Origin of the sequence: Lichenicoccus roseus (genome assembly GCF_005844085.1) — a bacterium.
GTDB lineage: Bacteria > Pseudomonadota > Alphaproteobacteria > Acetobacterales > Acetobacteraceae > Lichenicoccus > Lichenicoccus roseus.
This window is the reverse complement of the sequence record NZ_VCDI01000001.1, coordinates 867,450-893,524: the sequence shown is the minus strand read 5'-3', so window position 1 is coordinate 893,524 and position 26,075 is coordinate 867,450. Positions and strand designations below refer to the sequence as shown.

Sequence of the window (26,075 nt, the reverse complement as noted above, 5' to 3'; positions counted from 1 at the left end):
GTCACTTGTTGTCATTGGCACCTTGGGGGATCTGGCCGGCGGAGTCCTTCCAGAAATCCTTCTTGATGTCCTCGTAGGTGTACTTCGGCTGCGACTTCTTCAGAGCCAGGAACTTGTCTACGTTGTCCTTGGTGACCGGCTCCTCCTTCAGGTAGAAGTCGCGTTGCGCGTGGGTAAGCTTTTCCGGGTCGATGTCGCCGATCGCCGCCGCATAGGCGAGCGACATCGAGACCGCGCCCTGCAGTACCGGATCGTTCCAGATCGTCACCAGCATGTCGCCGCTCTTGACCATTTCCAGCGCGATGTTCGATCCGTCCGAACCGGTCACGAGGGTCTTGCCGTTCAGCCCCTTGTCACGCAGCGCTGCCACGGCACCGCGCGCCATGGAGTCGTTCGATGCGAAGATGCCTTTCAGGTCGCTGCCGTAGCGTGCGAGCCAGGCCCGCGTGATGTCCTGGGCCTTGGTCTCCTGCCAGTCGCCGACCTGGGTATCGACCAGCTTGAGGCCCGGGCATTCGGCGAGCGCCTTCTTGAGCCCGCGGATCCGCTGGTAGGCCGGCGGGGTCGACGGAACGCCCTCGATGGCGGCGATTTCACCCTTGCCGCCAAGCGCTTTGCAGAGTGCCATCGCCTGGTCGTAGCCCGACATCACGCCGTCGAACGAGGTATGGGCGACCCAGTATTGCGGGAAGGTGTCCCACGGATGGATGTCTTCCGGGCGGTTCCACAACGTCACCACATGAACCTTCGACCGTGCCGATCGGGCCACCACGGCCTTGACGAACGCGTTCGAGGACGGGTCGGTCGCCAGCGCGCAATCATGGCAACCGGCGGCGTAGGTGGCGCCGAGCTGGGCGAGGAGCTGGTCTCCCTGGTAGTTGCTGGTCAGCACGATCGGGCTCTTGCCGAGCGAGTCTGCGATGTCGTGCGCACCCTGCAGATACTCGGACCAGTATTCCGAGGCGGTCTCGTCGATACCGAGGATGAGCTTGCCGCCCTTGGCCTCCGCGGCAACGCTCCGGACCGGAGCCGTCGTGAGTGCTGCACCCACACCCAGACCGGCGAGCAGCGCGCTCCGAAACCTCGCCGATGCAATCCAGTTCAACATGGACCCGTTTCCCCGTTTATTGTTTTCAGCAAGCCTGGCTCAGGCGTTCGAACGCACCTTGTGCAGGGCCTCGACGAGGACAGCCGTATTGGCCGTCGTCAGCTCGCGTGTCCCGCGCTCGATTTCGAGGGCCACCTCGACGACGCGCTGGTTCATCGGCGCGGTCTGGCCGTGGGCGGCCAGGATATCGACGACCCATCCGTTGACTTCCCGGACTTCCGCCCGGCGGCCCTTGCGCCAATCCTGCAGCGACGTGGTCAGGGTGTCCTGGCTGGAGAACGTCGTCAGGACCTTCTCGAAGATCTGGTCGACATAGCGCTCGGGATCGTTGGTGGTGACCGGTGGCATGCCGATGATCGAGACGATCTTCGATCCGTCCGCCAGGGCCGCGCGCATGGCTTCGTATCCGGCTTCCCGCATGACTTCCAGCATGCCTGGATCGCGCGCGGCGTCCGCCAGCGGCAGGTCGACGACCGCGGACGGGATGAGCTCGGCGGCATTGACCACCAGCTTCATCCACTTGGCGGACCGGATGTCGTCGGTGACCTCGACGGTGCCGGTGCAACGCAGGAGATCGGCAACACTCTCGACGCGCTCCTGCGTCTTCGGATCGAGGGCGCCCATCGCGAACCAGGAAGTATCGTGATCGTTCTCGCGGTTGGTGATGCCCGGGACGAACATGTTCGACGCGATCTCGATGACGGCGCCGATGGTCCGTTCCCGCCCGACGACGGCGGCGATATCCTCGTGCGTCATGCCGTTCTGCAGGCCGACCACCAGCCCGTCCGGCGCAAGATAGGGCTCGATCAGCTGGCAGGCCCACTTGGTGTCGTACGCCTTCATCACGATGAAGACGATGTCGAACGGCTGCCTGACCTCCGCGAGCTGGCACAGATGCAACGCCGGCACCCGGACATTAAAGGAGCGCTTCGGCAGGTTGACGGTGATGCCGTTCTCGCGGATCGCCGCCACATGGTCCGGCCACTGCTCGACGAAGGTCACGTCGTGGCCAGCCGCTACGAAATCGGCCCCGATCGAGGCCCCCTGCGCGCCGGTGCCGAGGAAGGCAATACGGGGCCGGGCAATGTCCTGCTGATCCACTCAATCTCTCCAGTGCGGCTTCTCGCCGCATGATCGGGCCGGCCGAAAGGCCCAGGCTCCGCTCACCCGCAAGGGTGGTCGGAAACGCCACGCGCCCTGTTCCCGAGCAAGGTGCGTCACCGTTAGGTCCGGTCAAAATTCGAGTCAAGGGCAATCCTTTGCGCACAAAAGGTCCTGCAGCGGCCCGCGACGATTGCCGGCAGTTCTTGCAGGCGTGGCAGCAGACCGGACGATCGTGGCTCATCCGATTATCGTGCATCGCACAATCGCCGGGGCGGCGGTCGTCTGCGTTTGGATGGCAAGTTTGCGCAATTTGTCCTACATGAGCCATTGTGGTTCGCCGCAGCACCGCGCGACCCCGCGCCGACGACCTTGCAGGCAGCTGAGCACGATGAGCATTCCGACCGGCAACAGGCCCAACCGGCAGCCAAGGGTGACGATCCTCGACGTCGCGGCGAAGGCCGGCGTACACGTCTCGACCGCCTCGAGAGCGCTCAATCCGAAGGCCGAGCACCGCATCTCCGGCAAGATGGTGCGCAAGATCGAGCTGATCGCCGAGCAGCTGGGCTACAGCCCGAATCCACTGGCAACCAGCCTGCGCACCCAGCGCACCGGCACGGTCGGATTGGTGGTTCCGAACCTGAGCGATCCGTTGTTTGCGCCGATCATCGCCGCCGCGCAGGAGCGCGTCGCGGAGGACGATTTCGTCACCTTCGTCGCGAGCTCGGACTACAAGCCGGAAAAGCTGCTTTCGATCATCGAGATCATGAGCCGCCGGCATGTCGCCGGACTGATGGTGGCCAGCTTCGATATCAAGGATCCTGCCGCGGACCTCTGCCTGAAGCTGGGGATCCCGACTGTTGCGGTGCTGCGCGACCCACGCCATGCCGAGCTTTCATCGGTCACCATGGATGACGAGAAGGGGGTGCGCGCCCTGGTCGAGCATGTGCTGGACCTCGGGCACAGGAGGATTGCCTACATCACCGCCCCGTTGGCGGCATCGACGGCGCACAACCGCCTGGCCGGTTTCATGGCCGGGACCAAGCTGGCGAAGGCAGCGCACTGCCAGTTCGATGTGATCGAGGCGGACGCCTATCACGTCGAGGAAGGCGAACGCATCATGAAGCGGCTGATCGCGGACGGCATGCGCTGGACCGCGTTCCTCTGCTTCAACGATCTGCTCGCCGTCGGCGCCCTGGTTGCCCTGAAAGCGGCCGGGATCGCTTGCCCGGACGAGATCTCGGTCACCGGCGTCAACGACCTGCCGTTCATGGGCCTGCTGTCGCCGCCGCTGACCAGCCTGCACAATGCCGGGCGCAAGATCGGGTCGCAGGGAGCGGAGCTTCTGCTCGATCTGATCGAGAACGGGCATGCGCCGACGCGGCACGTCCTGTTCTCGTCGCATGTCGTGGTGCGTGGCAGCACCGGGCCGGCGCCTTCGCGACCCGTCCAGGATCGCGACCGGTCCGCGAAGGCGGCGCGTCGCCAGCCCGCGGTCAGGGCCCGACCGAGGCCGCCCTAGGGTCCGGCCGCCTCGATCTGCGGGATCTGGCCAAGCGTCAGCCGCCACTCCATGAACAGGGTCCTGTCATAGATGCCGTGCACGGCAAACGGATCCTCGGCACAGAGCTCCCGCATGGTGGCCAGATCCGGGGTCTCCGCGACGACGAGCGCACCGGCCTGCTGACCTTCGGCATCGAAGACCGGGCCGGACTGCAGGATAAGAAGCCGGCCGCTGCGCAGGAAGGCCTTGTGCGCTGCCAGGTGAAGGTCTCGCTCCGCGGCCTTGCCCGGGTCGGAATAGGCCAGCCTGATGCAGATCATCGCAGCGTCCTCGTGGTTCGTAAGCGTGGTGGACGATAGCCGGGCTTGCGCCAATGCGCCCGTGCCACCATTCATCCGGCGCTATGAGAACATCCTCCGTAACTCCGGCGTCCGGTCCACGAGCTGATGCTTCAGGGCGCCTGCGACGTGAAGCCCCAGCAGCACGTAGAGCACGTAGCCCAGCCAGACATGCACCCCGAACCAGAACGCGTGCACGTGGGTCTTGGTGGTGGCGTCCAGCGCCATGAAGGCGGGCAGGCGAGGGATCTCTATCAGGCCGAACAGGGTAAGCGGGTGCCGGGCCGCCTGCGAGAACGCGGAGTCGTGCAGGTAGCCCGAGACCGGCAGGCCGAGGATCACCACGTAGAGTAGCGCATGCGCCCCGTGCGCCGCCATGCGCTCGAGCCTGGGGTAGCCGGCCGGAAGCGGCGGTGGCCGGTGCGTCAGTCGCCACAGGATCCGGAGGACGACGAGCGCGAGCACCGTAAGCCCGATCGACTTGTGCAGGTTGATCGCCGGTCGCACCCAGTCATCGGCGAGAAGCCCGACCCCCCAGCCAAGCGTCACGTTGACGAATATGAGGAGGGCGACGCTCCAGTGGAGCAGCATGGCCACCCGCGTGTATCGCTCCACGATTGATCCCTCCATGCTCGCCAAGTCTCCGCGCCAGACGTAATTCATGGCAAGACGCTTACCATGATCGTTGCTCCCCTTCACGACGCGCTTGCCCGGGTTCGGGCAGCCGTCTCGCCCCGCACCCATCGGCCACCCGCCGGCCCGGCCGGCATCGCCATCCACGCGGCGGCTCTCCTGCTCTGGTGCGGGCTCGTCATGCGCGCTTTCGTGGGCGGCGGTGGCCTGTTCGCCTGGTCGGCCGGTATCGTCTACATCTTCTATGACACGGTGCTGCTCACCTTCGTGTTCATGCGCACGATCCGCATCGAACAGCCTCGGCACGAGCCTTCCGCAACCCTCGACGGTGCGTGGCCTACCATCACCGTGATCGTAGCCGCGCACAACGAGGCGCCGAGCCTCGCCGTCACCATTGCCGCCCTGCTTGCGCAGACGGCGCCGGCAGAGACTATCGTGATCGCAGATGACGGTTCGACCGACGGCACGGTTGGCGTTCTCGCACGCCTGTACGGTCTCGACGCGCGACAGGGAGAACTCAGCGAGCCCAGCCCCGTCCATCCCGCGCTGCGTTGCCTGCGTCTTCCGCGCGGCGGAAAGGCGCGGGCGCTCAACGCGGCGTGCGCGCTGGCGGCGTCCGACCTCGTGGTCACGGTCGATGCCGACACGCTGCTCGACCCGCCGGCGCTTGCAGCCATGGCGCGCGCCTTCGCAGCCGACCCGCACCTGGTGGCGGCGACAGGGGTGCTGACGCCGCTCTGCGGGCCGTCGGTGCAGGGGCGCGTGCTCGAATGGTTCCAGACCTACGAATATGTCCGCAATTTCCTGTCGCGCTACGCCTGGATGCGTGCCGACGGGCTGCTGCTGATCTCGGGCGCATTCGGCTGCTACCGGCGCTCATCGTTGCTTTCGGTGGGCGGCTTCGACCCCGATTCCCTGGTGGAGGACTACGAGCTCACCCACCGTCTGCGCGATCATGCAGGCAACACGGGAACGATCTGCCATACCGCGGTGATCGGGGGTGCGCACGGCCGGACCGACGCCCCCGACAGCTTCCGCGCCTTCCTCCGCCAGCGCCGGCGCTGGTTCGGCGGCTTCCTGCAGACGCAGCTCTGGTATCGCCACATGGTCGGCAACCGGCGCTACGGGCATACCGGCACCGCCATGCTGCCGGTCAAGGCGATCGATACGCTGCAGCCGCTCTACGGGCTCGCGGGCACCGTGCTGCTGTTGGCCTATATCGCGGAGGGGCGGGTGTCGCTGCTGGAGGCGGTGTTCTCGGTGATCGGCGCGAAGCTCGCGATCGACCTGGCCTTCGGCGCCTGGTCGATGCGGCTGTACCGACGCTGGATCGGGGATCCGGCCGCACTCAGCCTGCCGCGCGGACTACTCGCAATACTGCTCGAGCCATTCTCGTTCCAGATCCTGCGCCATGTCGGTGCGGCACTCGGCTGGGTGACGTTCCTGACCGGTCGCCATCGCTGGGGCGCTCAGGAGCGCCGCGGGATCGGGAGCGCCAGCAGCGGGGATGGTTAGCGTACTGGTAGTCAACCGTTGCTCGATAGTATGTCTTCGGTCCGGAGGCTTGCGATGCCCGTGACAATCCACACCGTCACCACCACCGTTGTCACGCCTGGCAAGATCGGGCGTTGGAAAGACGTTCCGCTCGCAATCGCGCTAGATCTGGACTGCTTCCTTGGCCAGGTCGATCCGGTCATCAGGCCATTGCGCCTGCAGGCGCAAGCGGCATGACACCTGACGACTTCAACGCATTCTGCGCGTTGCAGCCTTGCACGACGCAGGGTGTCCAGTGGAGCGGATCGCATGTCTGGAAGGTGGGTGGAAAGGTGTTCGCGATCTGCAGACCATCGAAGGAGAGTCCGAGTTTCACGTTCAAGGTCAGCGCGATCGCCTACGAGATCCTCAGGGAGCAGCCGGGCCTGCGTCCGGCGCCCTACCTCGCGTCTCGCGGCCTGAAATGGATCCAGCACTACGCAAGCCCAGGTCTATCTGATGACGATCTCAGGACCTACATCGGCCAGTCCTACGCAATCGTCTCGGACGGCTTGTCAAAAAAGCAGAAGATCGCAATCGGGCTGGCTCAAGCCTAGCCGATGCCGTCCCTGCATCATCGCGCCAGGCTTACGGGACCCGATTGCCACCTTGATCGTCGTCGACAGGATGATCCCAGGCCTGTCAGCAGAATATGCACGTGGTGGACAACGTCGAGGGCGACCCAAGACCCCAGCCATGAAGGTCAACCCACGTTTTGCGTCCTATTGCCTGGCTGAGGCGGACGATGGGATCCAAAGCCACTGCCGTAGGATTGGCAACTTTCAGAGACCTTCCATGCCAGAGCATCTCGGCAGCGCCAGCGAGCCGTCCGCCCCTTCCATCGGAAGCGTCCGGGCGCCTACCGCCAGGCCGGCTACGAGGGGCGGGGGCTTCGGTGGCACGGCAATCGCGTCCCATCTGGTTCGCCCGGCAGGATTCTGGTTGTCCTGCCTGGACTGGATCATCCGCATGCGATGCCGGCCACCCTCGTCGCCGATCTGGCGCCAGTCACGGCGCAGGCCTGACCGTCACGCGTCACCGTGGATCGCAACGGTTATCTCGGGCATCACGCTTACAGGTTCCGACGGCTCCATCATGTCGTTGCTGAACCAGCTCCAGACGCCCTTGCCGGCAGCCTTCGATTTGTAGAGCGCGACATCGGCGTGCTTGAAGAGATCGTCCTGCGTAAGGCCGTGTTCGGGGAACATCGCGGCACCGGCGCTTGCCCCGATCACCACGCGCGTCTCGCCGATCATCATGGGCTGCGCCATCCCGATCACGATCCGGTCGCAGATCGCATGCACTGCGCTCCTGTTCCGCACGTCGCCCAATAGCAGCGCGAATTCATCGCCACCCAGCCGGGCAACGAAATCCCCGGCCCGCAGGACCGCCGCCATCCGCTCCGCGGCGATGACCAGCAACCGGTCGCCACCATCATGACCCATGGTGTCGTTGACCCACTTGAAGCCGTCCAGATCGATCAGGACCATGGCAAAGCCGGCAGAAGTCCGGGCAGCTTCCTCGATCATCGTCTGGCAGGCCTCGTTGAAGGCACGGCGGTTCGGCAGCGTGGAGAGCGTATCGAAATAGGCATACCGGTGCAGCAGCTGGCGGCTTTCGGTGAGTGCCTCTGTCCTGGCCAGAAGCTCCGCGGTGCGCCCGTCGACCTGCCGTTCCAGATCGTGCTGGCGTCGGCGCAGCATCACTGTCCTCCCCTGTACGATGCCAACAACCCAGAGCAAGGCCAGTATCGCCTCCGCGATGCGGCACCAGATCGTCTGGTACCAGGCCGGCAGCACGGAGATCTGCAGCGCCACTTCCTGCCTGGTCCAGTGTCCGTTGCGATTGGAGCCGCTCAGCCTCAGCCGGTAGCTGCCGGGGCGGAGGTTGGTGTACGACGCGACCCGATGCCCGGCATCGGCCTCAACCCAGGCGTCGTCATAGCCTTCCAGGCGGTAGCGGTAGCGGTTGAGCAGGGGCGCCGAGTAGTCCAGGGCCGAGAACTCGACCGACAGGCTGTCGGCACCCGGGGGGACTGTCACCACCCGTCCGGGGGCCGTGAGGTCGCCAGGCACCAGCTGGCCGCCCGCCCGCACCTCGGTCACCACCACGCGCGGCTCGTAGCGCCAGTCCACCATTCGGTCGGGCCGGATGATCGTGAGCCCGCCGACGCCGCCGAACACGATCTCGCCCTGCGCGGTGACGTCGCCCGAGTGGCTCCAGTACTGGGTGATGGCCAGGCCGTCCGCACCCCGGAAGGCGCGCACCGCGAAGGTCTTGGGATCGATCACCGCCAGGCCGTTGTCGGTGCTCACCCACACGCGGCCGGCGTGATCGAGCAGCAGCTGGTTCGCGTCCGAGTTCGGCAGGCCTTGCGCAACGCTCAGGTGGCGGAAGACCGGCCGCCCGGCGCTGTTGCGGCCGAGCATGACGTTGATGCCCGCGTTGTTGGTGCCGAGCCAAAGCCGGCCGTTGCGGTCGAGCAGGGAGCTCACGATGTGCCCGGCGCTGAGGCCTGTCGGCGAGACCGGATCGGGAAAGATGCGCTCGATGGCTCCCGATGCGCGATCAAGCAGGTTGAAGCCGTTCTCGGTCCCGACCATCAGCGTGCCGACCGGACCCGGCTGGATCGTGAAGACGGTCGAGTTGGTCAGACGCGGCGCAGTCTCGTGCCGCAGCACGGTGACGCGACCATCCGGGGCCAGGTGCAGCTGCCACAGCCCGTCATCGCCGCCCCCGAGCCAGACCGCTCCATCCAGCGTGCACAGGGCGAAGGCGGCGGACATCGCGCGCCGAGTCGGCACCTCCAGCTTGGCGATCTCGCGCCCGGCTGCATCCGCGAGGAACAGCCCGCTCCGGGTGCCCACCAGCGTGCCGCCGGCAGGGGCGCGGGCGAGGCTGAAGATCCGCTGCGCTTCCATCCCGCCGGCACTGCCACCGGCGGCGTCAAGGATGTCGATGCCGCCGGTGGCACCGCCGGCCCAGACCCTGCCGTCCGGCTGCACCATGACGCTGTAGAAATCGGAATCCCTCAGCCCGGACATGCGTCCCAGCCTGCCGAAGACCGTCGTGATGCCGCCGTTGTTGGGGATGTACTGGCTGAGCCCCAGGTTGGTCCCGATCCAGACGATCCCTGACCGGTCTAGATGCAAGGACAGGATCGTGTTCGTGTCCAGGCTGTCCGGCAGCAGCGGATCCCGGACGATGCGGCTGGTGTCCAGCGTGGAGCCCGAAACCTGGACGATGCCGTGCCCGAAGGTCCCGAGCCAGATCCGCCCAGGCGCGATCTCGGCGATGGCGAAGATCTCGATCGCCGTGTCCTGCCTGCCGATCCGGCCGGTCATGGCGATGAAGCGGGCTGGTGCGTGATCCGGGCCAACCACGAAGGCGCCGTGCTGCCGTGTCCCGATCCACATGCGATGCAGGCTGTCCTCGAACAGGCGCGTCACCTCGGGTACCACGCCAGCGGCGACCGGCAGCGGTACCGTAGTGAAGTGCCCGCGGCCGTCCTCCGCGCGGGCCAGCCCGTTCACGGTGCCGGCCCACAACGCGCCGCTGTGGTCCAGCAGCACCGAGAGCACCTTGTCATCGGGGAGGCTGCCGGGTTGGCCGGCATGGTGGCGCAGATGGGAGACGACCCCTCCGGCGGCATCCAGGTGCAACAGGCCGGCATTCGTTGCGACCCAAAGGCCGCCGATGCCGTCGTCAGCAAGGCTGGCGACCCGCTGTGCATCCGGCTCCGCGCTCAGGGGCACCGGAACGAAACGGTCATGGCCCAAATCGAAGCGGGCGAGCCCTCCGGCACTGGTTCCGACCCAGAGCCTGCCGGCGCCGTCGCGGTGGATCGCCAGCACATCGTGGTCGAGCAGGCCGTCGGTGCCGGCCTGGTCGCTGCTGTAGTCGTGCGCGCGGTAGCCGTCCCAGCGCGACAGCCCGTTCTGGCCGCCGACCCACAGCGCGCCGGTTGCGTCCTCGGCCAGCACGACCGGCAGCAGCATCTCAGACAGCTCGACATCCTGGACGACGTGACGGAACACAGGATCGGCCAGGCGGTCCCACCGTTCGCCGCTGGCGATGCCCGCACCCGCCGCTACGTCCTCGGCGTGGCAGACATTCATCCCCAGCACGAGGAGAAGCAATCCGGCCACGGTGGGCAGCAGACGCCACGACATCGCGGTGAAGATCCCCGGGCAGGCACCGTGGCGACACATCGCCGCCGTCATGCTGACCTCAGCAGTATCGCACCAGCCTGTTAACAAGCCCCCAACGGGTCAGCTCGATTACGAACGACGTAGTCTTGCCCTCGTCGTCGCTGGCGGCGATCGCCGCACGGCGCTCGCTCAGAGCGTGTTGCGGCACCAGACCATGAGCGGCGACTGCAGCCTACTGCCGGACTGAGCCGTCAGCATGATCCGCTTCACGCCGGAGGGGAAACTTTCCGCAGCATGGACGACATCCACCGTATCGGCGTTGGACGGGACATAGATGTTGAACGCGAGCATCGCCATGACCGGCAGGAAGTCGTAAAGCCAAGCGTATGGCGGCCAGCCCTGCTTCATCACGGACAGGTCGAGGACGACGGAAATCGCGGCAATGACATTAGGCCGCCTGACGCGCTGCGTGTGGTTCAGCGGCCGCGAAAAGCGCGACGGTTCACCTCAAGGCGAACTCGCCATACGTTTGGGATATCTCGCTGAAAACCTGGAGCGGGCGAAGGGATTCGAACCCTCGACCCCAACCTTGGCAAGGTTGTGCTCTACCCCTGAGCTACGCCCGCGCTCCGAACGGTGCGGGCTTTTATGACGTCCGGAGGACAGGCGCAAGGGGCGGGCGTGCGGAAAATCGGAGCCATAAGCCGCTTGCGAGACCGGCGCCGGAGGCCAATCTTAGAGCGCATTCGCGACGCCTCGATGCGACAGACCAGGAACGGGTGTGCCCATGGATTACATCATCGGCCAGAACAAGGCCGCTCCCGGCCGCGCCGTCCCCGCCGGCGCCCGGCCGTCAGCCACCCCTTCTGCCGGCCCCGGATCTGCTTCCCGCGGTGCCGCCGACCCCGACATGATCCGCCGTGGCCCCGCCGCTTCCATCGATGACATGATCGTAGACGCCGACCAGAACAGCTTCATGGCCGAGGTCATAGAAGCTTCCCGTGCGCTGCCGGTGCTGGTCGATTTCTGGGCCACCTGGTGCGGCCCCTGCAAGCAGCTCACCCCGGCGCTGGAGAAGGTCACGCGGGCGGCGGGCGGCCGGATCAAGCTGGTCAAGATCGACATCGACCAGAATCGCGCCCTGGTGCAGCAGCTTACCCAGGTCGGCCTGCCGCTGCAGTCGGTACCCACCGTCGCCGCCTTCTGGCAGGGCCAGATCCTCGACATGTTCCAGGGTGCGTTGCCGGAGAGCGAGATCAAGCGCTTCGTCGAGGGGCTGTTGAAAGTAGCCGGCGGCAGCATGCCCGCCGCCGATACGCTGGGAGAGGCCCGCGTGGCGCTCGAGGCCGGCGAGGCGGAAGAGGCGGCCGCCCTGTTCAGCGCTACCCTCGAGCAGGAGCCGGAAAGCCCGGCAGCGTGGGGCGGCCTCGCGCGTGCGCTGCTGGCGATGGGCGACGAGGAGCAGGCGCTTGCGGCGCTCGAACAGGTGCCGGCGAAGATTGCGACCCACGCCGAGATCACCGGCGCGCGTAGCGCCATCGCGCTTGCGGCCGAAGGGCGCCGCGCAGCGGATGGGCTCGACGGTCTGCGTGCCCGTATCGCCGCCGATGCCGACGATCACCCCGCGCGCTACGACCTCGCGACCGCCCTCAACGGCGCCGGGCAGCGGCAGGAGGCGGCGGACGCCCTGCTTGAAATCATGCGCCGTGACCGCAGCTGGAACGAGGGCGCGGCGCGGCTGCAGCTGATCCGGTTCTTCGAGGCCTGGGGCTTCGATGATCCGGTCACGCTCTCGTCCCGGCGCCGGATGTCAGCCATGCTGTTCAGCTAGCCGATGGTCCAGACATCCGGCCATCGCAGGCTGCCGCGCCTGAACGCGGTTGGTCTCGAGGATCTCGAAGGCGAACTCGCAGTCTTCCCGCTGCCGGGCGCCCTGCTGCTGCCCCGCGGACGGCTGCCGCTGAACATCTTCGAGCCTCGCTATCTCGCCATGGTCGATGACGCGCTGCGCGAGCGCCGGCTGATCGGCATGATCCAGCCGCAGGAAATACCGGGCAGCCGCGATACGGACGATGATGACGAGCTGGCCATGGGCCTTCGGCAGAACCTTCCGCCGCGCCCGGCACCGCTGTATCGCGTCGGCTGCGTTGGCCGCCTCGCCTCCTTCGCGGAGCGCGAGGACGGCACCTTCTCGATCAGCCTGTTCGGCGTCGCCCGCTTCCGGGTCTGGCAGGAGGTCGATGTCCGCAACGGCTACCGGCAGGTGCGTCCCGACTTCCGGCCCTTCGCCGCCGATCTCGTCGAGCCCGGTCCGGTGGCGTTCGACCGCGTACAGCTGCTGCGGTCGCTCAGGCACTATTTCTCGCTGCGCGGCTTCGAGGCTCGTTGGGAGGCCATCGAACAGATGGACGACGAGACGCTGATCACCACGCTCAGCATGATCTGTCCGTTTCCGCCACCCGAGAAGCAGGCCCTGCTGGAGGCGGTCACGCTGGCCGACCGTGCGCAGACACTACAGGCTCTGCTGGAAATGGCCGGTCACGAGCCAGACGGCGGGAACGGCCCACATTCCGCCTGACCCGGCTGCGGTCAGGGTCCTAGAGGAGGCACACGAAGACCATGTCGGACAGCACCGCTGATACCGCGACCCCCGCCCGGCCGACGCCGGTCGATCCGCGGCTGCTCGAGATCCTGGTCTGCCCGGTCACCAAGACCGAGCTGACCTACGACCGCGATGCTGGCGAGCTGATCAGCCGGAAGGCGGGCCTGGCCTATCCGATCCGCGACGGCATCCCGATCATGCTGCCGGACGAGGCCCGCAAGCTCGAGGACTGAGCGAGAATCCCCTAGCTGGCGGCGGCCCGGTGCGATGGTGCGCTGACATTGGCGATCACCTCGCCGAACGGACCGGCATTGCGGGCCACGCCGCGATCGATCCCGGTGGTTGCCTTCAGCGGCAGTAGCGGGAACACCAGCTCGGCGAACCGGTAGCACTCCTCGAGGTGCGGATAGCCCGACAGGATGAACCGGTCGATCCCGAGCGCCATGTACTCCTTCATGCGGTCGGCAACCTGCTGCGCAGAGCCGACCAGCGCGGTGCCGGCGCCGCCACGAACCAGGCCTACCCCGGCCCAAAGGTTCGGGCTCACCACCAGGTTCTCGCGCGACCCGCCGTGCAGCTTCGCCATGCGGGTCTGTCCGACGCTGTCGAAGCCGCTGAACGCCTTCTGCGCCTTCGCGACATCCTCGTCGCTGACGTGGCTGATCAGCCGCGACGCCTCGTCCCAGGCCTCCTGCTCGGTCTCGCGCACGATGACATGCAGCCGGATGCCGAACGACAGCGTGCGTCCGCGCTCGGCGGCGAGACGGCGGACCTGCTCGATCTTCTCCGCCACCGCCGCCGGCGGCTCGCCCCAGGTCAGGTAGACGTCGACATGGTCGGCCGCGACGCGCTGGCCGACATCGGAGGAGCCACCGAAATAGAGCGGCGGGTAGGGTGCCTGCACCGGCGGATAGAGCAGCTTGCCACCCTTGCTGCTGAGATGCTTGCCCTCGAACTGCACGGTCTCGCCGGCCAGCATGCGCCGCCAGACGGTGAGATACTCGTCGGTCGCCTCGTAGCGCGCGGTGTGGTCGAGGAACACGCCGTCCCCGGCCAGCTCGCTCGGATCGCCGCCGGTAACCACGTTGACCAGCAGCCGGCCGCCGGAGAGCCGGTCGAAGGTCGCCGCCATGCGCGCCGTCATCGATGGCTCCGACAGGCCGGGGCGGACTGCAACCAGGAAGCGCACGCGCTTGGTCAGCGGGATCATCGCGGAGGCCACCACCCAGCTATCCTCGCAGGACTTTCCGGTCGGCAGCAGCATGCCGAAATAGCCGAGATCGTCGGCAGCCTGCGCGATCTGGCTCAGATAGCTCAGCGTGACGTGGCGCGCGCCGGTCTGCGAGCCGAGATAGCGCCCGTCTCCGTGGGTCGGCAGGAACCACAGGACATCGGCGGCTTCAGCGGCTTGGGACAAGACGAACTACCCTTGCATCGGTGGAAATTTCCGGCCAATCACGACCCGGACACGTGTATCTCGCGCCTGAAGGTGTATCGCCCCGTGGATCAATACAATCCCCTCATAAGCGGGGCCCCTGTCCCCCGGCCGGTTTCATCGGTCGGGCGGCGCGCGTTGCTTGGGGCTGCGCTGGGCGCGGGCCTTTCGGCGCCGTTCGTCCGGTCCGCGCGGGCTGCCGGCGGTCGCACCATCCGGGTCGGCTACCAGCGCTACGGCACGCTGATCATCCTCAAGCACACCGGCTATCTCGAACAGGCGCTGGCCAGGAGTGGCGACCGCGTCGAGTGGAGCGAGCATCCGGCTGGTCCGCAGATGCTGCAGGCGATGGGGTCGGGGGCACTGGATTTCGGCATCACCGGCGACACTCCGCCGATCTTCGCGCAGGCTGCCAGCAGCCGGATCGTCTATGTCGCGCATGAGCCGCCGGCGCCGCAGGGCGAGGCGATCATCGTGCCCAAAGGCAGCCCGATCACCAGCGTCGCCGGCCTGAAGGGCAAGTCGGTGGCGCTCAATCGCGGCTCCAACGTGCACTGGCTGCTGCTGCGCGCCCTGCAGCATGCCGGCCTGACGTCCGCAGACATCAACCCGGTCTACCTGCCGCCGGCGGCGGGGCGGCCGGCCTTCGATACCGGCCGTGTCGATGCCTGGGCGATCTGGGACCCGTATCTATCCTCGGTCGAGGTCGGCTCCAGTCCGCGCCTCCTCACCACCGCGCAGGGCCTGGTGCAGAACCGGCAGTTCCTGCTGGCCGACCGGGCCTTCACCACGGCGCATCCGGACCTTGTGCAGGAGACGCTGCGGCAGCTCGACCGGTCGGACCGGTGGGCGCAGGCGCACAAGGAGAATGTCAGCCAGTATCTTGCCGCCGATACCGGCCTGCCGCTCGACGTGGTGCGGCGCGCGATCAACCGGCTGAGCTTCGGCGTCTCGCCGATGACGCCGGACGTGGTGGCCGAGCAGCAGCAGATCGCCGATACCTTCGCGGCACAGCACCTGATCCCGGGGCGCCTCGATGTGTCCAAGGCGATCTGGCATGCGCCGGCCTGAACTGAGCCTGGAGACAACGACGTGAAGACCTTCCCGATCCTGGCCGCGGCCGCATTGGCCCTGTCGCTTGCCGGCCCCGCGCGCGCGCTGACCGCGCCACCGCAGGTGCCGCCCGGCCAGCCTGCTCCGGTCGCGCATCCATACGACGCGCCGGCGGCCGCCCACGACGCCGTGGATGCGGCGGTGCGCAAGGCCCATCAGTCCGGCCGGCGCCTGCTGATCGATTTCGGCGGCAACTGGTGCCCGGACTGCCGGATGCTGGCCGGCGTGATGCAGCTCGCCCCGGTGCAGGGCTGGATCACGCAGAACTTCGTGCCGGTGTCCGTCAACGTCGATCATCTCAACGCCAACATGGACATCGCGAAGCGCTACGGCGTGGTGATCAAGGCGGTCCCGACCGTGCTGATCGTGACCCCCGACGGCAAGCTGCTGAACCCGGACGGCACGCTGACGCTCGGCAACGCCCGCACGATGTCGTCGCAGGCGGTGGTCGATCTGCTCGGGAAGTGGGACGCGCGCTCCTGACCGACGCGTTCATGCCCGCTTAACCAGCGCCCCACTAGACTGGCCCCGGCAGCGAGGGGGCCGGGGATGCAAGGCACGATCGATCCCGGCGACGAGCGCGCGAGATGGCAGCACTCGCGGACGCTGCTTGAAGCGGCGACCCAGGTGCCGGCATCCAGGCGCGACGCGCATCGCGTGCTCTGGGAGACCTGCCAGGCCCTGGGCGACCGGACGGCGGCGCTGCTCCATCTGCAGATGGCGCTGGCAGAGGGTGCCTTCTTCACACGCCCCTGCCGCCGGCCGGCGAAGCGCTCGGTGCTGATGCTGTGCGTGCCGGGGGATTTCCAGGCCAACCTGCCGCTCGACCGGCTGTTCGACGACACCACCCTGCTGCACACGCTCTGGATCACCGACCCGCGGCGCGTGCTGGCGGACCCGGAGGCTGCGTTGCCGCCGGAGCTTCGCGCCGCAATGCCGTTCGATTGCGTCTTCATCGCCATCGCAGAGGATGCGCGGCACGTCGCGGCGCTGGCCGCTGCCGATGCGCTCGCCGACTGCATCGCAGCCCCGGTGATCAACCAGGGCGCACGCGTTGGCGGCCTGAGCCGGGCAGGGGCCGCGACCCTGCTGCGCGGACTGCCCGATGCGATCGTGCCGGAGCATGTCACGCGACAGTGGGGCGATCCGGCCCCGATCGGTCCTCCTCTGATCATCAGGCCGATCGGTTCGCACGCCGGGAGCGGCCTGGAGCGGATCACGGGCACGGAGGCGCTGGCGGACTACGATCGCCGGCACCAGGGGCTTTTCGGCTTCACGGTGTCGCCGTTCATCGACTATCGCAGCCCGGACGGCCAATGGCGCAAGTTTCGTTTCGTCTTTGTCGACGGGACACCCTATCCGCTGCATCTGGGCATCCATCACAACTGGGCGGTCTGGTACTACAATGCCGGCATGGAGCAGGACGCAGCCAAGGGTGCGGAGGAGGATCGCTTCCTTGCCACTCCGCAGACCGTCCTCCCGGCCCGCGCCCGGGCTGCGTTGCATGCGCTCGGGCAACGCGTCGGGCTGGATTATTTCGGTCTCGATTGCGGGGTGATGCCGGACGGCAGGCTGCTGGTGTTCGAGGTCGAGACCGGCATGATCGTGCACGACCGGCGGTCCGGCGAACCCGGCGGCCCGGACCCCGCCGGCCGCATCCGCCTTGCCGTGGAGGCGATGATCGATCGACGCTCCCCGCTCAGGCAGGAGGCCGCCGCCAGAGGAAGGTGAGCTCGTGCTTGTTGTGCGCAAGATGCATCAGCGTCGCCCCCGGGATGGCGGCGAAGCGGTCGGCGACCGCATGGTCGGTGGCACCCTGGAACTTGACGCTGCAGACGATCCGCCGCGTGCGGCCGACCTCGATCCAGCGCGTCACCAGGCCGAGCAGCCGCTCCGGGTAGGCAATCACGTCGCTGAACAGCCAGTCCGTCTCCGGCTCCTGGCGTGGATCGAGGCCGAAGGCGCTTTCGCGCCTGAGCGTCACGTTCGGCAGGCCCGCCACCTGCGGCGCCAGATCCGCCTTGTCGACCGCGATCACCTCGGCGCCGAGCTGCGCCAGCGCCCAGCTCCAGCCACCCGGCGCCGCGCCCAGATCGAGGCAGCGATCGCCCGCCCCGGGATGCGCGCCGAGGCGGGTGCAGGCCTCCCACAGCTTGAGATAGGCGCGCGAGGGTGGTCCGGTGCGGTCCTCGACGAAGCGGCAGGCGCCGCCCACGAACGGGCTGGTCTTGGTCGCACTGAGCAGCAGCCGATCGGGCGCGAGCAGGGTCCAGGCTCCGAGCGGCGCGGTCGGCATCGGTTCCGGGAACCGCAACGCCGCCGCCTTCACCGGCGGCAGGCGCTCCGCGATCAGCGCGCAGCGACGGTGATGCGCGGCCGGATACAGGCTCCAGTTGCGTTGCCGTTGCCGCATGGCGGAGGCCGCGAGCCCGATCGAGGCGCACTCGACCAGTTCGGGCGCGGTCCACACATCGAGCGCCCAGGTCGAGATGCGCGGCGTATCGGGCGACAGCGCCAGCAGGCCGTGCCACCCGGTGACCGCGACACCGAGCCGCTGCAGCTCCTCCGCCAGCACCGGCTGCGTCAACTCGTCGGCGAGATAGGCCGAGCGGATCCCCTCGATCACACCCTCCTGCCGCCAGGCCGCCCGAGCGTCGAGAGGGCCAGCAGCAGCCAGCCGGCCATCTGCAGGGTGCCGCCGGTCGGGGCGAGCCTGCCCAGATGCGGCCCGCGCAGTGCCGGCACCGCGACGCCGACGCAGAAGCAGACGGTGCCGAGCAGCAGGCAGAGGCACGCCCCATGCACGATCCAGCGCCGCCCGGCGTCTCGCATCCATAGTGCGGCGACCAGCAGGGCGGCGGCGTGCCAGCCGATGACCTGCACCGCGGCGCGGAGCGACGCACGGCCATCCGGCGCCAGCAGGCGGTCGGGCAAATGCGCCGCCAGCGCCGCGCCTGCCACCGTCAGCAGGCCGAGAAGGGCGCCGGTGGCGAGCCAGGCGCGGGACGGTGCTGCACTCTCCGGCATGGCGGCGCTTCTAGCTGCGTCTGCGGGGATGCGTATAGTCGTGGCATGGCGCGTGCCGAGCTGTTTCCCGAAATCGAACCGTACGAGACCGGCTACCTCGCCGTGGAGGGTGGCCACTCGATCTACTGGGAGCAGATCGGTGCCCCGCATGGCCGTCCCGCCCTGTTCCTGCATGGCGGCCCGGGTGCCGGCGCCGGCGCGGTGCATCGCCGGTTCTTCGATCCGTCGCACTGGCGCGTGGTGCTGTTCGACCAGCGCGGTGCCGGGCGGTCGCGGCCGCAGGGCAGCATCGGCACGAACACCACGCCCGCCCTGCTGCGCGACATCGAGCAGCTGCGCGATCTGCTCGGCATCGAGCGTTGGCTGCTGTTCGGCGGCTCCTGGGGTTCGACGCTCGGCCTCTCGTACGCCCAGGCGCATCCGGATCGTGTCACCGGCCTGGTGCTGCGCGGCATCTTCCTCGGCCGCCCGCAGGAGCTGGACTGGTTCCTGTATGGCCTGGCGCAGATCTTCCCGGACGCCCACGCCGCCTTTGCCGGTCATCTGCCGGAGGAGGAGCGCGGCGACCTGCTCGGCGGCTACCTCTCGCGCCTGACCGATCCCGATCCGGCGATACATCTGCCGGCGTCGCGAGCCTGGTCGATGTACGAAGGCACCTGCTCGACCCTGCTGCCGACGCCCGCCACCGTACTCGGCTTCGCCCGCGACCGGGCGGCGCTCGGCCTGGCCCGCATCGAGGCGCACTATTTCGCCAACCGGCTGTTCCTGCCGCCGGCCGGGCTGCTCGCCGGCATGGACCGGATGGCCCGGATTCCAGGCGAGATCGTGCAGGGCCGCTACGACATGATCTGCCCGGCCCGCAGCGCCTTCGACCTTGCCGCATGCTGGAGGGCGGCAAAGCTGAACGTGGTGCCGGATGCCGGGCACTCGGCCCTGGAGCCCGGCATTCGCAGGGCGCTGGTGCAGGCGGTGGAGCGCATGCGCGAGACGCATTGACGCCGATGTAACTGAAAACGGTTGATTTTGGTGCAGTTTCGAGACAAAGCCGGTTTTGTCCGCGGGCGTGCAAACGCCGTGCGCGTTATGACGTTGCAGCACTTGCCACGGATCGCTCCCTTCCAGAGGAACTCCAATCGATGAACCGTTACGCTCGCTGGGGCCTTGCCCTGGCGCTCCTGCCCCTCGCCGCCTGCGCCGACACCAAGCCGCCGGCTCCCCCGCCGCCGCCGCCTGCCCCACCGCCGATCGCCGCCAACGACGCGGCCTTCATCCAGACCGCGGCCCAGGGCGGCATGAACGAGATCCAGACCAGCCAGCTGGCCGAGACCTCCTCGCACAGCGCGGCGATCAAGGCGTTCGGCGAGAAGATGATCTCCGACCACACCGCCAACGACGACCAACTCAAGCAGCTCGTCACCGCCAAGGGCGGCACCGTGCCGACCACGCTGAACGACGACCAGCAGGCGATGCTCACCAAGTTGCAGGGCGAGCACGGCCGCAAGTTCGACCATGACTACCTGCAGGGCCAGATCATGGGTCACGAGGCGGTGCTGGCGGCGTTCCAGACCGAGGCGTCCTCGGGCACCGATCCGGACCTGAAGAACTTCGCGACCCAGACCATCCCGACCATCCAGATGCACCTGGACCGCGCCAAGGCACTCGCCGGCACGGGTACGATGCATCACCACCACATGATGCACCACCACAAGGCCGACGCTTCCTAACCCCGGCAACCGCTACGACATCTGCGGCCGTTGCCTCTCGCGGGGCAGCGGCCGTTCATGTTTCGGCACCAGGAGATCATCGCCATGTTCATCGCCATGAACCGCTTCCGGGTAGCGCTCGGCTCGGAGAACGATTTCGAGCAGATGTGGCTGACCCGGGAATCCCGGCTGCGCGAAGTGCCCGGCTTCGAGGTCTTCCACCTGCTGCGCGGTCCTGCCGCCGAGGACCACGTGCTCTACGCATCGCATACGGTGTGGGCCACCAAGGAGCAGTTCGAGGCCTGGACGCAGTCGGACGCCTTCCGCCAGGCGCATCGCGATGCCGGCCAGACCGCGCGCCGGCCATCCTATCTCGGGCCGCCGCAGTTCGAGGGTTTCGAGGTCCTGCAGACCGTCGACAAGCCATGACCGGCCGCACCCTGCGCATCGACAGCGTCGTGACGCGCGGCGGCGACGCCGGCCAGACCTCGCTCGGCGACGGCAGCCGGCAGCGCAAGGACAGCCTGCGTGTCGAGGCCTACGGCACGGTGGACGAGGCCAATGCGATCCTCGGCGTGCTGCGCGCGGCACTCGGATCACAGCACCCGCAGGATGCCGTCCTGGTGCGTATCCAGAGCCTGCTGTTCGATGTCGGCGCCGACCTGTGCGTCCCCGGGCCGATGGGCGCCACGCTGCGCATCGACGACCGGCCGGTGGCGCTGATCGAGGCGCAGATCACCTCGCTGCTGGAGCACCAGTCGCCACTGGATAGCTTCGTGCTGCCGGCGGGCAGCATGGCGGCGGCGCAGGCGCACGTGGCGCGCACGGTGATCCGCCGGGCGGAGCGTCGCGTGGTGACGCTGGCGGCTGCCGAGGAGGTCAACCAGGCGGTGATCCGGCTGCTCAACCGGCTGTCTGACTACCTGTTCGTGCTGGCCCGGCACCTGAACGACAATGGCCGTGCCGATGTGCTGTGGCAGCGTGGGGCGGCTTCGGAAGCCTAGAGCAGCATCCGACCGAGTGGCATCGCCTTGCGATGCCATCGGGCGGATAAAGCTGCTCTAGCAAACGGCAAGCTCAGCCTGATCGATAGGATCAGGCTCTAGCGGCTGAGGGTGCTCTCTCGAACGACAAGCAGGGCATGATCGATCGGATCAGGCCCTAGCCCAGGGTGCCGGCGAGTTCGGCCAGCACGTCCCGCATGGTGACGATGCGGCCGATCACGATCAGTGCCGGGGTCGGGATCGGCACCTCGCGCAGCGACGCTGCCAGGGTCGAGAGCGTCGCCACCCGGAGTTGCTGGTGCTGGCTTGCCGCCTGCGCGATCGCCGCCGCCGGCATGTCGTGTGGCATGCCGGCCCTCATCAGCCGGCCGGCGATCTCGTCCAGCGTCCGGGTCGCCATGTAGAGCACGATCGGCTGGTCCAGCCGTGCCAGCGCCGCCCAGTCGAGCGAGGCGATCGCGTCGGCCTCGCCCTCGGCGCTGTGACCAGTGGCCAGCACGATGGCCTGGTTGATGCCGCGCACCGTCGCCGGGATGCCTGCCGCGGCCAGGCCAGCGAGGCCCGAGGTCAGGCCGGGGATCACCCGATACGGCACGCCGGCCTCCGCCAGCGCCACCGCCTCCTCGGCGCCGCGTCCGAATACATAGGGATCGCCGCCCTTCAGCCGCAGCACACGCCGCCCTTGCCGGGCGAGGGCGATCAGTCGGCCGGTGATGTCGGTCTGGTGGATCGACGGCCGGCCGCCGCGCTTGCCGGCGAACTCGCGCACCGCATGGACGGGCGCGAGGTCCAGCACGCCGGCATCGACCAGCGCGTCATAGACGATGACGTCGGCCTGGATCAGGCCGCACAGGGCATGCAGGGTGAGGTGCCCGCGATCGCCTGGGCCGGCGCCGGCGAGCCAGACATGGCCGGGTGCGAAGACCGGGCAGTCGGACCCCAGCAGCAGCCGCACCGCTTCCGCATGAGCCACCCTGTCTGGATCAGGGCTGGTCATCCCGCCCGGGCGGCTGATCCTGCATCCAGTTGCAGCCGCGCCACGCCGCAGTTCTCCAGCATCTCGCCGGTGAGGTGCCAGAAGAAGGTCGCATGGCCGACGACCGCGATGGTGCGCTCGGGGCGGCTTGCGAGAAGCGCCCGGAACCGCGCCAGCCGATCCTGCAGCCGATGCGGCGGCTCGACATGGATGCCGCGATGGTCGGGCTCGCCCTCGGCGTGCCACCAGACTTCCGGCAGGTGCGATAGCGACAGGTGCGGGAACTCCCTGGCGAGCAGCGAGGCAGGGCGGCCGACATCGCCGCTGTTCTCCTGGAACTCGCGATGCAGCGGCTCGACCAGGATCGGCGGCCGGTTCGGGTGGTCGGCGAAGATGCCGGTGCTGGTCTGCAGCGCCCGCGTCAGCGGCGATGTGATGACCAGCTCGACCGGCTCGTGCCGCAGCCGCTCCCGGGCGGCACGCACCTGCGCCTCGCCCTTGGCGGTGAGCCGCGCATCGATCTGCAGCGGGTCCTCGGCGTCGTTTTCCCACGCCACGTTCGCCGTCGACTGGCCGTGCCGTATGCAGAGGATGGTTCTGGGTGTCATGGTCGGGGACCATATGGCTCGCATCGCCCGGCTTCAATCTCCGACCGGCCGGCAAGGGTTGCACAAATGCTGCAGCGCACCCTGACAAGTGCCACTTGCCAGGGTGTCCGGGTCTGCCATGTGCACTCGGCTATGGAAGTACGCCTGCGCCGCGCATAAATCAGCCGCCACGCTAAACCACGCCCGCCCGGGAGTACTCCTGCGTATGTCCGATCCGATGTCGCCTGCCCATAGCCTGCATTCCCGTGTGGCCCTTGCACCGGACGGCATGGCCGCGGGCAAGGCTGAGGGCAATGACGGCCATCAGGATGCGGCGCTCGACGATACCCAGGTGATCGCCCCGCCGAGCAAGACCTACGGTCATCTGAGCGCCGAGACAGTGCTGTCGGTGCATCACTGGACCGACCGGCTGTTCTCCTTCACCTGCACCCGAGACGCCAGCCTGCGCTTCGAGAACGGCCAGTTCGCGATGATCGGCATCGAGGTCGACGGCAAGCCGCTGCTTCGGGCCTACAGCGTGGCGAGCGCCAACTACGAGGACCACCTTGAATTCCTCAGCATCAAGGTGCCGAACGGGCCGCTGACCTCGCGGCTGGCGCATCTGCGCGAGGGCGACACCATCCTGGTCGGCCGCAAGCCGACCGGCACCCTGCTGGTGGACAACCTCCGCCCCGGCCGCAACCTGTATCTGCTGGCCACCGGCACCGGCCTCGCGCCGTTCATGGCGCTGATCAAGGACCCCGCGGTGTACGACCGCTTCGAGCGGGTGATCCTGACGCATACGGTGCGGCACTCCGGCGAACTCGCCTATTGCAACCACATCCGCCACGAACTGCCGCAGCACGAGTTCCTCGGCGAGGAGGTCGCCGCCAAGCTCACCTACTACCCGACGGTGACGCGCGAGGAGTTCCAGACCACCGGCCGCATCACCAGCCTGATCGAGAGCGGCAAGATCTTCACCGACCTCGACCTGACGCCGCTCGATCCGGAACATGACCGGGTGATGATCTGCGGCAGCACCGAGATGCTGGCCGACACCGAGCGCCTGCTGGTCGCGCGCGGCTTCGACGAGGGCAACAATGCCGCTCCCGGCGCCTACGTGGTCGAGAAGGCGTTCGCCGAGCGCTGACACTCGGTACGGCGACGGCGGGACAGAGCAGCATGGCCTATGATTTCGACCTTTTCGTGATCGGCGGCGGCTCGGGGGGCGTGCGTTGCGCCCGCATCGCCGCCGGCCACGGCGCCCGCGTAGCGGTGGCGGAATCGCGGCACTGGGGTGGCACCTGCGTCAATCTCGGCTGCGTACCCAAGAAGCTGATGGTGCAGGCGACCGAGTACGGCCACTGGGCCGAGGACAGCCGGGGCTTCGGATGGGATATCACGCCGGGCCGCCATGACTGGGCCGCCTTCATCGCGCACAAGGACAGCGAGATCGGACGCCTGAACAGGATCTACGTGCGCCTGCTGGAGTCCGCCGGCGTCACCCTGTTCACCGGCCATGCGCGGTTCGAGGACGCCCACACCCTGCTGATCGGCCCCGGCCCGCTGGCACCCGATGCGGAGCCACGCCGGGTCACTGCCGAGCGGATCGTGATCGCGACCGGAGGCAAGCCGGTGGCGCAGCCGGGCATCGAGGGCCACGAGCTCGGCATCGTCTCGGACGACGCGTTCCACCTCAAGGCCAGGCCCGACCGCATCACCATCGTCGGCAGCGGCTACATCGGCGTCGAATTCGCCGGCATCTTCGACGGGCTCGGCTCCCAGGCGACCATGGTCTACCGCCAGCACCTGCCGTTGCGCGGCTTCGACATGGACATGCGCCGGGCGCTCGACGAGGCGATGACCGAGCGCGGCATCGTGCGCCATTGCGGCACGACGGTGCACCGGATCGAGCGTGATGGGTCGGGCCTGAAGCTGACCCTCGCCAACGGGCACCAGATCGCCAGCGACATGGTGTTCTTCGCGGTCGGGCGGCAGCCGAACGTGTCGGGCCTCGGTCTGGAGCGGACCGCGGTGAAGACCGACGAGGGCGGACGGGTGATCGCCCACGATGGCGGGACCACCGACGATCCGTCGATCTTTGCGATCGGCGACGTCACCAACCGGCAGAACCTGACCCCGGTGGCGATCGCCGAGGGCCACATCCTGGCCGACCGGCTGTTCTCCGGCAGCACCCGGGAGTGGCGCTTCGACACGGTGCCTAAGGCGGTGTTCTTCAGCCCGCCGCTCGCCAGCGTCGGCCTGACCGAGGACGAGGCGGCGGAGCGCGCGCCGGCGGACATCTATACCGCCCGCTACCGTTCGATGCGGCACGTGCTGACCGGCCGCAACCGGCAGACCACCATCAAGCTGGTGGTGGACCAGGCCAGCCAGGTGGTGCTCGGCGCGCACATGCTCGGCGAGGAAGCCCCGGAGATCATGCAGGGGCTGGCGATCGCGGTGACGGCGGGGCTGAAGAAGTCCGATTTCGATCGCACCATCGGCATCCATCCAAGCTCCGCCGAGGAGTTCGTGACCCTGCGCACGCGCACAAGGGTGGCCGGCGCGACTGGGGCTTCCGGTCCCGAGGGTCCCTGACCGACCTGTTCGCCGGCCTGGGGCCACCGCTGCCGGCGCGCGAGCAGCTCGGTGACGGTGCCTGGCTGCTACATGGACACGTCCTGCAGCATGAGGCCGCCCTGTTTGCGGCCGCGCTGGCGGTGGCGGCGCAGTCTCCGTTCAGGCGCATGGCGACCCGCGGCGGCGGCATGCTTTCGGTGGCGATGACCAACTGCGGCAAGGTGGGTTGGATCTCGGACGCGCGCGGCTATCGCTATGACCGCATCGATCCGCTGACCGGACATCCCTGGCCGGAGCTGCCGTCCCTGTTCGGTAGCGTCGCACGGGAGGCGGCGATGGCGGCGGGCTATGACGCGCTCGCCCCCGACGCCTGCCTGGTCAACCGCTACGAGCCGCGTACGAAACTATCGCTGCACCAGGATCGTGACGAGCTCGATCTTGCCGCGCCGATCGTCTCGGTCTCGCTCGGGCTGGCCGCAACCTTCCTGTTCGGCGGCCTGCAGCGCAACGCCCCGACCCGCAAGGTGAGGGTCGAGAGCGGCGACGTCGTGGTCTGGGGCGGCGCCTCGCGGCTGGCCTTTCACGCCGTCGCCCCCCTGGCGGCCGGCGAGCATCGGCTGGCCGGAGCCTGCCGGATCAACCTGACATTCCGCCGGGTCGCATCACCGGCCTGATTTTGC

Annotated in this window: 28 protein-coding genes and 1 tRNA gene; 17 read left to right on the top strand and 12 right to left on the bottom strand. The window is 68.1% G+C overall.

What is annotated here, in order from left to right:
- Nucleotide 1: 1 nt before the first annotated feature.
- Nucleotides 2-1,108 (bottom strand): sugar ABC transporter substrate-binding protein, encoded by a 1,107-nt coding sequence (locus tag FE263_RS04000; protein WP_138324608.1) that lies wholly within the window; start codon nt 1,106-1,108, stop codon nt 2-4.
- Between the two features lie 39 nt (nt 1,109-1,147).
- Nucleotides 1,148-2,209, bottom strand: coding sequence for a ketopantoate reductase family protein (locus FE263_RS03995; protein ID WP_205880246.1), 1,062 nt, complete (start codon nt 2,207-2,209; stop codon nt 1,148-1,150).
- A 391-nt stretch (nt 2,210-2,600) separates the two neighbouring features.
- Between FE263_RS03995 and FE263_RS03990 the strand changes: the two genes are divergently transcribed.
- Nucleotides 2,601-3,731: a LacI family DNA-binding transcriptional regulator gene (locus tag FE263_RS03990; RefSeq protein ID WP_171033918.1), complete on the top strand. Its 1,131-nt coding sequence runs from the start codon at nt 2,601-2,603 to the stop codon at nt 3,729-3,731.
- On the opposite strand, the gene FE263_RS03985 is transcribed toward FE263_RS03990, so the two are convergent.
- Both FE263_RS03985 and FE263_RS03980 read right to left on the bottom strand, forming a co-directional pair.
- Nucleotides 3,728-4,033, bottom strand: coding sequence for a YciI family protein (locus FE263_RS03985; RefSeq protein WP_171033917.1), 306 nt, complete (start codon nt 4,031-4,033; stop codon nt 3,728-3,730). The genes FE263_RS03990 and FE263_RS03985 overlap by 4 nt on opposite strands.
- Nucleotides 4,034-4,114: 81 nt before the next feature.
- The gene (locus FE263_RS03980; RefSeq protein WP_205880245.1) at nt 4,115-4,681 is read right to left on the bottom strand and encodes a cytochrome b; all 567 of its coding nucleotides are present in this window, start codon (nt 4,679-4,681) and stop codon (nt 4,115-4,117) included.
- 48 nt (nt 4,682-4,729) lie between these two features.
- Here FE263_RS03980 and FE263_RS03975 point away from each other — a divergent pair, with 48 nt between their 5' ends.
- The 3 genes from FE263_RS03975 to FE263_RS03970 are packed head-to-tail and all read left to right on the top strand — an operon-like array spanning nt 4,730 to nt 6,774.
- Nucleotides 4,730-6,199, top strand: a complete 1,470-nt coding sequence (locus FE263_RS03975; protein WP_138324604.1) for a glycosyltransferase family 2 protein — start codon at nt 4,730-4,732, stop codon at nt 6,197-6,199.
- Between the two features lie 54 nt (nt 6,200-6,253).
- The gene (locus FE263_RS22015) at nt 6,254-6,415 is read left to right on the top strand and encodes a hypothetical protein (protein ID WP_171033916.1); all 162 of its coding nucleotides are present in this window, start codon (nt 6,254-6,256) and stop codon (nt 6,413-6,415) included.
- A complete protein-coding gene (locus FE263_RS03970) occupies nt 6,412-6,774 on the top strand; it encodes an MmcQ/YjbR family DNA-binding protein (protein ID WP_138324603.1) in 363 nt (120 codons plus the stop codon). The genes FE263_RS22015 and FE263_RS03970 overlap by 4 nt, the downstream gene beginning before the upstream one ends.
- Before the next feature lie 471 nt (nt 6,775-7,245).
- Here the strand turns inward: FE263_RS03970 and FE263_RS03965 are convergent, their stop codons facing one another.
- The 3 genes from FE263_RS03965 to FE263_RS03955 all read right to left on the bottom strand — a co-directional run bounded on the left by FE263_RS03965 (nt 7,246) and on the right by FE263_RS03955 (nt 10,994).
- Nucleotides 7,246-10,389: a ligand-binding sensor domain-containing diguanylate cyclase gene (locus tag FE263_RS03965; protein WP_171033915.1), complete on the bottom strand. Its 3,144-nt coding sequence runs from the start codon at nt 10,387-10,389 to the stop codon at nt 7,246-7,248.
- A gap of 168 nt (nt 10,390-10,557) precedes the next feature.
- A complete protein-coding gene (locus FE263_RS03960; RefSeq protein WP_138324601.1) occupies nt 10,558-10,779 on the bottom strand; it encodes a hypothetical protein in 222 nt (73 codons plus the stop codon).
- A gap of 140 nt (nt 10,780-10,919) precedes the next feature.
- Nucleotides 10,920-10,994, bottom strand: a tRNA-Gly gene (locus FE263_RS03955).
- A gap of 161 nt (nt 10,995-11,155) precedes the next feature.
- Between FE263_RS03955 and FE263_RS03950 the strand changes: the two genes are divergently transcribed.
- The 3 genes from FE263_RS03950 to FE263_RS03940 are packed head-to-tail and all read left to right on the top strand — an operon-like array spanning nt 11,156 to nt 13,203.
- Nucleotides 11,156-12,199: a tetratricopeptide repeat protein gene (locus FE263_RS03950; RefSeq protein WP_138324600.1), complete on the top strand. Its 1,044-nt coding sequence runs from the start codon at nt 11,156-11,158 to the stop codon at nt 12,197-12,199.
- Between the two features lie 3 nt (nt 12,200-12,202).
- Nucleotides 12,203-12,946 (top strand): LON peptidase substrate-binding domain-containing protein, encoded by a 744-nt coding sequence (locus FE263_RS03945; protein ID WP_138324599.1) that lies wholly within the window; start codon nt 12,203-12,205, stop codon nt 12,944-12,946.
- A gap of 41 nt (nt 12,947-12,987) precedes the next feature.
- Entirely contained in the window at nt 12,988-13,203 is a 216-nt protein-coding gene (locus FE263_RS03940; RefSeq protein ID WP_138324598.1) for a Trm112 family protein, read from the top strand.
- An 11-nt stretch (nt 13,204-13,214) separates the two neighbouring features.
- On the opposite strand, the gene ssuD is transcribed toward FE263_RS03940, so the two are convergent.
- Entirely contained in the window at nt 13,215-14,387 is a 1,173-nt protein-coding gene (gene ssuD / locus FE263_RS03935) for an FMNH2-dependent alkanesulfonate monooxygenase (RefSeq protein ID WP_138324597.1), read from the bottom strand.
- Nucleotides 14,388-14,543: 156 nt separating this feature from the next.
- Here ssuD and FE263_RS03930 point away from each other — a divergent pair, with 156 nt between their 5' ends.
- From FE263_RS03930 to FE263_RS03920, 3 genes are all read left to right on the top strand, one after another.
- The gene (locus tag FE263_RS03930) at nt 14,544-15,476 is read left to right on the top strand and encodes a sulfonate ABC transporter substrate-binding protein (protein WP_240758971.1); all 933 of its coding nucleotides are present in this window, start codon (nt 14,544-14,546) and stop codon (nt 15,474-15,476) included.
- A 21-nt stretch (nt 15,477-15,497) separates the two neighbouring features.
- The gene (locus FE263_RS03925; protein ID WP_138324596.1) at nt 15,498-16,001 is read left to right on the top strand and encodes a thioredoxin family protein; all 504 of its coding nucleotides are present in this window, start codon (nt 15,498-15,500) and stop codon (nt 15,999-16,001) included.
- A gap of 66 nt (nt 16,002-16,067) precedes the next feature.
- Entirely contained in the window at nt 16,068-17,249 is a 1,182-nt protein-coding gene (locus tag FE263_RS03920) for an ATP-grasp domain-containing protein (protein WP_138324595.1), read from the top strand.
- Here FE263_RS03920 and FE263_RS03915 read toward each other — a convergent pair.
- Both FE263_RS03915 and FE263_RS03910 read right to left on the bottom strand, forming a co-directional pair.
- Complete coding sequence (locus tag FE263_RS03915; RefSeq protein WP_138324934.1) at nt 17,218-18,141, bottom strand: SAM-dependent methyltransferase; 924 nt, start codon at nt 18,139-18,141, stop codon at nt 17,218-17,220. The genes FE263_RS03920 and FE263_RS03915 overlap by 32 nt on opposite strands.
- Nucleotides 18,141-18,545, bottom strand: a complete 405-nt coding sequence (locus tag FE263_RS03910) for a DUF423 domain-containing protein (protein WP_171033914.1) — start codon at nt 18,543-18,545, stop codon at nt 18,141-18,143. Before FE263_RS03910 ends, FE263_RS03915 begins: the two co-directional genes overlap by 1 nt.
- A gap of 45 nt (nt 18,546-18,590) precedes the next feature.
- On the opposite strand from FE263_RS03910, the gene pip reads away from it, so the two are divergent.
- The 4 genes from pip (at nt 18,591) to FE263_RS03890 (ending at nt 21,252) form a co-directional block, all read left to right on the top strand.
- Nucleotides 18,591-19,541 (top strand): prolyl aminopeptidase, encoded by a 951-nt coding sequence (pip, locus tag FE263_RS03905; RefSeq protein ID WP_138324593.1) that lies wholly within the window; start codon nt 18,591-18,593, stop codon nt 19,539-19,541.
- Between the two features lie 140 nt (nt 19,542-19,681).
- Complete coding sequence (locus FE263_RS03900) at nt 19,682-20,269, top strand: DUF4142 domain-containing protein (RefSeq protein ID WP_138324592.1); 588 nt, start codon at nt 19,682-19,684, stop codon at nt 20,267-20,269.
- 84 nt (nt 20,270-20,353) lie between these two features.
- Nucleotides 20,354-20,677 (top strand): antibiotic biosynthesis monooxygenase family protein, encoded by a 324-nt coding sequence (locus FE263_RS03895; RefSeq protein WP_138324933.1) that lies wholly within the window; start codon nt 20,354-20,356, stop codon nt 20,675-20,677.
- On the top strand, nt 20,674-21,252 hold the full coding sequence (locus tag FE263_RS03890) for a cob(I)yrinic acid a,c-diamide adenosyltransferase (RefSeq protein ID WP_138324591.1): 579 nt from the start codon (nt 20,674-20,676) through the stop codon (nt 21,250-21,252). Before FE263_RS03895 ends, FE263_RS03890 begins: the two co-directional genes overlap by 4 nt.
- A gap of 157 nt (nt 21,253-21,409) precedes the next feature.
- Here FE263_RS03890 and cobA read toward each other — a convergent pair whose 3' ends face one another.
- Nucleotides 21,410-22,225 carry a uroporphyrinogen-III C-methyltransferase gene (gene cobA, locus FE263_RS03885; protein WP_240758970.1) on the bottom strand — a complete coding sequence of 272 codons (816 nt, stop codon included), beginning with the start codon at nt 22,223-22,225 and terminating at the stop codon, nt 21,410-21,412.
- 20 nt (nt 22,226-22,245) lie between these two features.
- Nucleotides 22,246-22,836, bottom strand: coding sequence for a histidine phosphatase family protein (locus FE263_RS03880; RefSeq protein ID WP_138324589.1), 591 nt, complete (start codon nt 22,834-22,836; stop codon nt 22,246-22,248).
- Nucleotides 22,837-23,041: 205 nt separating this feature from the next.
- On the opposite strand from FE263_RS03880, the gene FE263_RS03875 reads away from it, so the two are divergent.
- The 3 genes from FE263_RS03875 to alkB are packed head-to-tail and all read left to right on the top strand — an operon-like array spanning nt 23,042 to nt 26,069.
- Entirely contained in the window at nt 23,042-23,965 is a 924-nt protein-coding gene (locus tag FE263_RS03875) for a ferredoxin--NADP reductase (RefSeq protein ID WP_240758969.1), read from the top strand.
- Between the two features lie 32 nt (nt 23,966-23,997).
- Nucleotides 23,998-25,413, top strand: a complete 1,416-nt coding sequence (gene gorA, locus FE263_RS03870) for a glutathione-disulfide reductase (RefSeq protein ID WP_138324588.1) — start codon at nt 23,998-24,000, stop codon at nt 25,411-25,413.
- Entirely contained in the window at nt 25,410-26,069 is a 660-nt protein-coding gene (alkB, locus tag FE263_RS03865) for a DNA oxidative demethylase AlkB (protein ID WP_138324587.1), read from the top strand. Before gorA ends, alkB begins: the two co-directional genes overlap by 4 nt.
- Nucleotides 26,070-26,075: the final 6 nt, after the last annotated feature.

Coding starts and splice junctions, on each gene's coding strand:
- FE263_RS04000 (WP_138324608.1), bottom strand. CDS start 1,108: ATGTTGAACTGGATTGCATCGGCGAGGTTTCGGAGCGCGCTGCTCGCC.
- FE263_RS03990 (WP_171033918.1), top strand. CDS start 2,601: ATGAGCATTCCGACCGGCAACAGGCCCAACCGGCAGCCAAGGGTGACG.
- FE263_RS03985 (WP_171033917.1), bottom strand. CDS start 4,033: ATGATCTGCATCAGGCTGGCCTATTCCGACCCGGGCAAGGCCGCGGAG.
- FE263_RS03980 (WP_205880245.1), bottom strand. CDS start 4,681: ATGGAGGGATCAATCGTGGAGCGATACACGCGGGTGGCCATGCTGCTC.
- FE263_RS03975 (WP_138324604.1), top strand. CDS start 4,730: ATGATCGTTGCTCCCCTTCACGACGCGCTTGCCCGGGTTCGGGCAGCC.
- FE263_RS22015 (WP_171033916.1), top strand. CDS start 6,254: ATGCCCGTGACAATCCACACCGTCACCACCACCGTTGTCACGCCTGGC.
- FE263_RS03970 (WP_138324603.1), top strand. CDS start 6,412: ATGACACCTGACGACTTCAACGCATTCTGCGCGTTGCAGCCTTGCACG.
- FE263_RS03965 (WP_171033915.1), bottom strand. CDS start 10,389: ATGTCGTGGCGTCTGCTGCCCACCGTGGCCGGATTGCTTCTCCTCGTG.
- FE263_RS03950 (WP_138324600.1), top strand. CDS start 11,156: ATGGATTACATCATCGGCCAGAACAAGGCCGCTCCCGGCCGCGCCGTC.
- FE263_RS03945 (WP_138324599.1), top strand. CDS start 12,203: ATGGTCCAGACATCCGGCCATCGCAGGCTGCCGCGCCTGAACGCGGTT.
- FE263_RS03940 (WP_138324598.1), top strand. CDS start 12,988: ATGTCGGACAGCACCGCTGATACCGCGACCCCCGCCCGGCCGACGCCG.
- FE263_RS03920 (WP_138324595.1), top strand. CDS start 16,068: ATGCAAGGCACGATCGATCCCGGCGACGAGCGCGCGAGATGGCAGCAC.
- FE263_RS03910 (WP_171033914.1), bottom strand. CDS start 18,545: ATGCCGGAGAGTGCAGCACCGTCCCGCGCCTGGCTCGCCACCGGCGCC.
- pip (WP_138324593.1), top strand. CDS start 18,591: ATGGCGCGTGCCGAGCTGTTTCCCGAAATCGAACCGTACGAGACCGGC.
- FE263_RS03900 (WP_138324592.1), top strand. CDS start 19,682: ATGAACCGTTACGCTCGCTGGGGCCTTGCCCTGGCGCTCCTGCCCCTC.
- FE263_RS03895 (WP_138324933.1), top strand. CDS start 20,354: ATGTTCATCGCCATGAACCGCTTCCGGGTAGCGCTCGGCTCGGAGAAC.
- FE263_RS03890 (WP_138324591.1), top strand. CDS start 20,674: ATGACCGGCCGCACCCTGCGCATCGACAGCGTCGTGACGCGCGGCGGC.
- FE263_RS03880 (WP_138324589.1), bottom strand. CDS start 22,836: ATGACACCCAGAACCATCCTCTGCATACGGCACGGCCAGTCGACGGCG.
- FE263_RS03875 (WP_240758969.1), top strand. CDS start 23,042: ATGTCCGATCCGATGTCGCCTGCCCATAGCCTGCATTCCCGTGTGGCC.
- gorA (WP_138324588.1), top strand. CDS start 23,998: ATGGCCTATGATTTCGACCTTTTCGTGATCGGCGGCGGCTCGGGGGGC.